The sequence below is a fragment of the Kribbella caucasensis genome, assembly GCF_004361855.1.
Taxonomy (GTDB): Bacteria; Actinomycetota; Actinomycetes; order Propionibacteriales; family Kribbellaceae; genus Kribbella; species Kribbella caucasensis.
Map to the genome: position 1 here is coordinate 140,216 of NZ_SNWQ01000022.1, position 6,965 is coordinate 147,180.

At 67.4% G+C, this 6,965-nt stretch carries 6 protein-coding genes and 1 tRNA gene; 6 read left to right on the top strand and 1 reads right to left on the bottom strand.

Going from position 1 to position 6,965, the window contains the following annotated elements; genetic code table 11:
- Positions 1–13 precede the first annotated feature (13 nt).
- The 5 genes from EV643_RS34935 (at position 14) to EV643_RS34955 (ending at position 5,606) form a co-directional block, all read left to right on the top strand.
- Positions 14–283 carry a hypothetical protein gene (locus EV643_RS34935; protein ID WP_238166016.1) on the top strand — a complete coding sequence of 90 codons (270 nt, stop codon included), beginning with the start codon at positions 14–16 and terminating at the stop codon, positions 281–283.
- Positions 280–1,317, top strand: a complete 1,038-nt coding sequence (locus EV643_RS34940; protein WP_133804473.1) for a YlbL family protein — start codon at positions 280–282, stop codon at positions 1,315–1,317. The genes EV643_RS34935 and EV643_RS34940 overlap by 4 nt, the downstream gene beginning before the upstream one ends.
- Entirely contained in the window at positions 1,314–1,949 is a 636-nt protein-coding gene (locus EV643_RS34945; RefSeq protein ID WP_202869890.1) for a PPA1309 family protein, read from the top strand. The genes EV643_RS34940 and EV643_RS34945 overlap by 4 nt, the downstream gene beginning before the upstream one ends.
- Complete coding sequence (locus tag EV643_RS34950; RefSeq protein WP_133804474.1) at positions 1,946–4,924, top strand: UPF0182 family membrane protein; 2,979 nt, start codon at positions 1,946–1,948, stop codon at positions 4,922–4,924. Before EV643_RS34945 ends, EV643_RS34950 begins: the two co-directional genes overlap by 4 nt.
- A gap of 145 nt (positions 4,925–5,069) precedes the next feature.
- Positions 5,070–5,606, top strand: coding sequence for a hypothetical protein (locus EV643_RS34955; RefSeq protein WP_133804475.1), 537 nt, complete (start codon positions 5,070–5,072; stop codon positions 5,604–5,606).
- Between the two features lie 24 nt (positions 5,607–5,630).
- On the opposite strand, the gene EV643_RS34960 is transcribed toward EV643_RS34955, so the two are convergent.
- Complete coding sequence (locus EV643_RS34960; RefSeq protein ID WP_238166017.1) at positions 5,631–6,479, bottom strand: GNAT family N-acetyltransferase; 849 nt, start codon at positions 6,477–6,479, stop codon at positions 5,631–5,633.
- A gap of 233 nt (positions 6,480–6,712) precedes the next feature.
- Between EV643_RS34960 and EV643_RS34965 the strand changes: the two genes are divergently transcribed.
- Positions 6,713–6,786 (top strand) — tRNA-Met (locus EV643_RS34965).
- Positions 6,787–6,965 lie beyond the last annotated feature (179 nt).

Here is a 6,965-nt window from a genome sequence, read left to right on the forward strand (position 1 = left end):
TGAAGGTGACCGGGTGAAGGTTCTGGCCTGGCTGCTCTTCCCGCTGGCCGCCACCGTCCTGGCGATGTGCTGGGCGGCCTGGCGCGGGCGGAGCCGTGGCTCGCGCCGGTCCGGTACCGCGTTCGCCTCGGTGGAGGAGTTCCGCCGGTTCACCGACGCGCTGGCCGCCCCCGGTCCGCGCGCCACCCCCGAGCCGCGCGGACGGCTGCGCGGCCTCGTTCACAAGTTCAGGCCGGCCAAGGTCAAGGCGGCAAAGTTCAAGATCGCAGGGCAGGGTTCGTGACACGTCGTACCGCCACGCTGGTCACCTCGATCGTCGTGCTCGTCTTCTCGCTCGGACTGGTCACCGTCTTCCCGGTGCCGTTCGTGTCCTTCAGCCCCGGGCCGGTCAGGGACACCCTCGGCACGGCCAAAGACAAGCCGGTCATCGAGGTCACCGGTCACGCGACGTTCCCGACCACCGGGCAGCTCGACCTGACCACCGTCTCGGTCACCTCGCCGGACCGGGAGCTGACCCTGCCGCAGGCGATGCGGAACTGGCTCGACCCGCACCACGACCTGTTCCCGCGCGACATCATCTACCCGCCCGACCAGAGCGCGGACGAGGTGGAGCAGCAGAACACCGCGGAGATGACCGGCTCGCAGGACAGCGCGCTCGCCGCGGCTCTGCAGGCTGCGGGCGTCCCCTTCCACCCGAAGGTGGCTGTTGTCGGCAAGGGCACCCCGGCCGACGGCAGGCTCAAGCCGGGCGACGTAGTACTGAAGGTGGACGGTGTCGCCGCCACTCAGGTGGCGCAGGTCGGCGAGCTGGTCCGGAAGAACAAGGTGGGTGAGGACGTCAGCTTCCTGATCCGCCGCGGCAGCGACGAGCAGACGGTCGTGGTCAAGACCGCGGCGGCGCCCGGCGACGCGACCCGGCCGATGGTCGGGATCGAGGTCGGTGTCGACTCGGCGGTCAAGGTGACCGTGAACCTGGGCCAGGACATCGGCGGCCCGAGCGCCGGTACGGCGTTCGCGCTGGCCATCTACGACAAGCTCACGTCGGGTCCGCTGCTCGACGGCAAGCACGTCGCCGTCACCGGCACGATCGACGCGCTCGGCCAGGTCGGCGCGATCGGCGGGATCCAGCAGAAGATCGCCGGCGCCCGGGAGGACGGCGCGACCGTCTTCCTGGTGCCCGCGCCGAACTGCGAGGCCGCCCGGCACGCCGATGTCGACGGCATCCAGCTGGTCAAGATCGGCACCCTGTCCGAGGCGATCAGCGCCTTGAAAGCACTGTCCAGTGGGACTGGAGACGTTCCGGCATGCACTCCGTGACACCTGATGCTCTGCCCGCCGACGCGCTCAGCCGGGCCGTGATCGAGATCGAGAAACACGTCAGCAGCGCGGGCTGGGACCAGCCGGCGCAGCTGTTCGCGCTGGTGCCCACCGCCGAGCTGCTCGCCGCGGAACCACAGCTGGCCGCCGAGCTCGGCGCCGCCGACGCGACCCAGCCGCTCACCCCGGTCGCGCAGGGCGAACTGCCCGGTGGCGTCGACGACTCGAACCTGGCCGATGTGCTGGCCCGGATCGAGTGGCCGGACGGCGTCAGTGGTTGTGCCCTCGCGGTCGAGCGGATCGTGCTCCCGGCCGCGGTCGAGGCAGGGCTGGCCAGTGCCGAGACCGACGCGGAACTGGCCCGGATGGCGGGTAGTGATCCGCGCCGTCACGAAGTACGGATGGTGGCTGCTGTACTGCGCGAAGGCGACCGGTTCGGCGCGGTCCGGTTGCGCGCGCACGACGAGGACAATGCAGTACTGACCGGGGAGGACTTGGTCCCCACGCTGTGCCAAGTACTGTCTTTGACATTCGAACCGTCGGAGGCTTCCGGCGGTGACCGGGCTGCTGGTCCGGTGAACGGCACCTCGGACGACGGTGTCTGGGGCGACGACGAGGAGAACCGATCATGAGCGACGGCGTCTACGACCTGCCGGAGGAGCCGCGCCGGGCGCGGCGTACTCCCGGGCAGCGGCCACGTGCACTGCTTCCCACTATCGCCACCCTGATCGTGCTGCTGATCCTCTTCAGTGTCTTCACCGACGTCTGGACACAGCGGCTCTGGTACCGGTCGGTCGACCTCGGTTCGGTCTTCAGCACGGTCCTGGGCACGCGGGTGCTGCTGTTCTTCGTGGTCGGCCTGCTGATGGCGGGTGCCGTGGTGGCGAACGTGATCATCGCGTTCCGCACCCGGCCACGCGTCGCCCTCGCACCGTCCCCGTCGCCCGGCTTCGAGCGGTACGGCGAACTGCTGCAACAGCGCGGCAAGATCGCGGTCGGCGTGCTGGGCGCCCTGATGCTGGTGTTCGGCGGCTCCGCGGCGTCGGGGGAGTGGAAGGTGTTCCTCGCCTGGCGCAACCAGACGCCGTTCGGGGTGACCGACAAGCACTTCAACATGGACATCTCGTTCTTCGTCTTCGACTATCCGTGGCTGCGCGTCCTGCTCGGCTTCGGCTACTCGATCGTCCTGTTGTCGCTGGTCGCCGCGATCATCACCCACTACCTGTACGGCGGCTTCCGCCCGTCGGCGAAGGGGCAGAAGGCGTCCGGCGCGGCCCAGGTGCAGTTCTCGGTCCTGCTTGGCCTGCTCGTCCTGCTCAAGGCCTTCAGCTACTGGCTCGACCGGTACGGGCTGACCGTGGAGGACAGCCGGCTCTTCACCGGTATCTCCTACACCGGTGACAACGCAGTACTGCCGAGCAAGGAGATCCTGGCGGTCATCGCGTTGCTCTGTGCCGTTCTGTTCTTCGCGAACGTGGTCCGGCGGACGTGGTTGCTGCCGGGTGTCGGGACCGTAGTACTGATCCTCTCGGCGATCCTGCTTGGTGCACTGTGGCCGGCGGCTCTCCAGCAGCTCCGGGTGCGACCGAGCGAGCCGGTGCGCGAAGCGGCGTACATCACCAAGAACATCGAGGCGACCCGGCAGGCGTACGGCCTGGAGAAGACCAAGGTCACCAACTACGACGCGGAAACGAATGCCACGCCGAGTCAGCTCAGCAAGGACGCCGAGTTGCTGCCCGGGATCCGGTTGATCGACCCGAGCGTGGTCGGCCCGACGTTCGAGCAACTGCAGCAGGTGCGTGGCTTCTACTCCTTCCCGACCGACCTCGACGTCGACCGGTACAAGATCGGCGGCACCGTCCGGGACACCGTGATCGCGGTCCGCGAAGTCCAGGTCGACCGGTTGCCGGCCGGCCAGCGCAACTGGAACAACGACCACACGGTTTACACCCACGGCTACGGCGTGGTGGCCGCCTTCGGCAACCAGCGGGCCAACGACGGGTCGCCGGTGTGGTCGGAGCACGACCTGCCGCCGAAGGGTCAGCTGGGCGAGTACGAGCCGCGGATCTATTTCGGCGAGCAATCGCCGGACTACTCCATCGTCGGTGCCCCGAAGGGCAGTCCGGCGGTCGAGCTGGACACGCCGGAGGGCCAGAACGGCGGCGACCCGACGCTGAACACGTACGCCGGCAAGGGCGGCGTACCGGTCGGCTCGTTCTTCAACAAGTTGCTTTACGCCACCAAGTTCCGGGACGCGAACATCCTGCTGTCCAGCCGGGTGAACAGCGACTCCAAGATCCTCTACGACCGCAACCCGCGGGAACGGGTGGAGAAGGCCGCGCCCTGGCTGACCCCGGACGGCGACCCGTACCCGGCGGTCGTGGACGGCCAGGTGGTCTGGATCGTCGACGGCTACACCACCTCGGCGAACTATCCGTACTCGCAGAAGGTGGCGCTGGACGACAGCACCCGGGACACCACCACCGGCCGTGGTTCGATCGCGCAGCAGCCGAGCGAGGAGATCAACTACATCCGCAACTCGGTCAAGGCGGTCGTGAACGCGTACGACGGGTCCGTGAACCTGTACGCGTGGGACGAGAACGACCCGCTGCTGAAGACCTGGATGAAGGCGTTCCCAGGCACGGTCAAGCCGCGGTCCGAGATCTCGCCCGACCTGATGGCGCACCTGCGCTACCCGGAGGACATCTTCAAGGTCCAGCGCGACCTGCTGGCGAAATATCACGTGCAGGACTCGACCACCTGGTACCAGAACAGCGACCTGTGGCGGGTGCCGGCCGACCCGACCGCGGGCGCCAGCACCGCCGACTCGTCGGTACAGAAGCAGCCGCCGTTCTACCTGTCGCTGCGGATGCCCGACCAGAAGGATCCGAAGTTCTCGCTGACCTCGGTGTACGTGCCGAACGCGGAACGGGAGAACTTGACCGGCTTCATGGCGGTCGACGCAGAGGCTTCCTCACCGACCTACGGGCAGTTCCAGATCCTGCGACTACCGGGGAACGTGCAGATCCCGGGTCCGGGACAGGTAGCGAACAAGTTCCAGACCGATGAAGGGATCCGGACTGCGCTGCTGCCGCTCAACCAGCCGAGCAGTGGCGCCCGAGCCCAGTTCGGCAACCTGCTGACCTTGCCACTCGGTGATGGTCTGCTCTACGTCCAGCCGGTGTACTCGGTGCGGACGTCTGGCCCGGGTAGTTATCCGGTACTGCGGTACGTGCTGGTCGGGTTCGGTGATCGCGTCGCCTTCGGGGCGTCCCTCCAGGAGGCGCTGAGAAAGGTCTTCAACGCCGAGGTCGAGACCGAGGAACAGCCTGGCAAACCGCCAACGACCACTCCGCCCGCCAACCAGACGATCACGCAAGCGTTGGCCGAGGCGCAGACGGCGTACAACAGCGCCCAGGCGGCGCTGCGGGCCGGGAATCTGGCCGAGTACCAGAACCAGGTCAACAGGATGAAGGCGGCGATCGACCGAGCTGTGGCGGCGGGTGCACAGGTGACCCCGCCACCGACCACGACGCCGTCGCCGACGGGAGCACCGACGACGACGCCGCCGGCACCTACGAGTCCACCGACATCACCTACGGGCTGATGCTTCTGGCGGCGACTTCCTTCGTTGGGAGTCGCCGCCTTCGTTTTGTCTCCTTCGTTTGTCCACAGCATGCGAAGTCTTTGCCGGATCGGGCCCGGAATCGCTGCACCTTCTCTGGTGAGAGACACCACCGAAGGAGGCACCCATGTTCCTGTCCCGTCCCCGCCGTATCGTTGCGGCCGGCGCGCTCGTCCTGTTCTGCGCCGGCCTCGCAGTTCCGACGCCGACCGCCACCGCCCAGCCGTTTTCGTCGACCACCACCCAGCGAGAGGTGTGCACCTTGGACGGCTTCGTCATCGACCACCTGCCCAACGGCCTCGGTACCCCGACCGACTTCCAGTACGAGTGGGAGGACGTCGTCTTCCGCAGCCGCGTCTGGGAGACCGGCCCCGATCCCGAGGGCGCCACCAAGGTCGACCTGACCGTGAAGACCATGCGCGGCGATGGACTCATCGACCTCGAGACGCTGCGCACGTTCCTGACCGAGTACCACGAGAAGGACCCCGAGACCTGGCAGCTGACCCCACAACAGCTCGGCTCCTACGGCGGTTACGTCGCCGAGGACCGCGTCTTCTACTTCATCTCCCCAGGCCTGGCCGCAGAAGTCTCCATCGACCCCACCCGCTTCACCCACGACGACCTCCTGGAGACGGCCGTCGGCTTCCACCCCGAGAACCCCTAGAAGCCAACCCGGGGCATCGGCTGGTCAGTACCCGATCAGCCGATGCAACCGGTGGAACGTCTGCTCGAACCCAAGCCGCGGCCAGGTCCTCGACGACAGCAGATTGGTCACCCGCCAGTCCGTGACCACGGAGTTGTAGGCGGCCTCCGCACACCACTGCAGCACCGCCTCACCCAGTGCCCGCCCCGCACCCAGCCCCCGCGCCTCCGGAAACACCGCCGCAAACCCCAGGAACCCAGCGTTGTCCGGCCGCGCAAGCCCACTATGCGCACTCGACTTCTCCAGCGAACACCCAACCGCCGACCCGATCACCCGACCGTTGTACTCAGCAACAAACGTCGCGTACTCCGGATCGTCGATCGACTCCTCCCAGTCCCGCAACGCCTCCTCATACGTCGGCAACACCCCAGCCGAAAACACCGGCGCTAAACCTTGATGCCTCGGCAACACCAAATCCAACTCAGCCAACACCGAAACGTCACCGCGCGAGGCCCGCCGTACCGTCAGCTCCGGGTTGTGCGGCACCGCTCTCTCCGGCACGGCCTGATCCGGCACCGCCCTGATCGCATGCGCGTGCTGCGACCCAAACCCCAACCGGAACCACGCATCGATCAACCCACCGTCATCCGGCACCACCGCGTAGTGAGCCGTACGCCCCTCATCCACCCACTTGGCCGCCGCTACCGCATACAGATCCCGCACCCGCTCCGGCTCCCGCACCGCGAACCCAGCCGCCTCCACCCACACATTCGGTCCCCAGACCGCCGACTTGGGTGCCCCCAGCAAGTACCCCGTGACTTCGTCCCCCTCCACAAGCACCGCCCCAGAGGCCCCCTCGCTCTCCCACGCACTCGTCACCTCGACCAGCGCCACCTCAGGATCCTCAAACTCACCAGGCAACAAAGAGTGCCTCTTCCGATGCTCCCCGTGACGCCCCGCCAGCAACTCCGCCGCCGCCCGCAGATCCCCCACCCTGAACGCCCTGATCTCCATCCCGCCCATACCCCGGACGATACGACCACCCACCCCACCACGACACGCCTTTTCCCACCCCCACCCCCGATTTGGTTCTCCTCCCCCCATCCCCTAAACTAAAGACACAACGACGCGGGGTGGAGCAGCTCGGTAGCTCGCTGGGCTCATAACCCAGAGGTCGCAGGTTCAAATCCTGCCCCCGCTACAGATGTGATGTCTCAGGACATCGCGGACGGCCGAACCCAATAGTTGTGGGTTCGGCCGTCCTTGGTTTTAGCGGGTGGGGCCTGGTGGTCGGCCGGTTCCTTGGTAGCGGTGGGTTGTGTCGAGGGTCAGTTCGCGGAGGAGTTCTCCGGTGGCGGCGTCGATGATGCGGATGTCGCG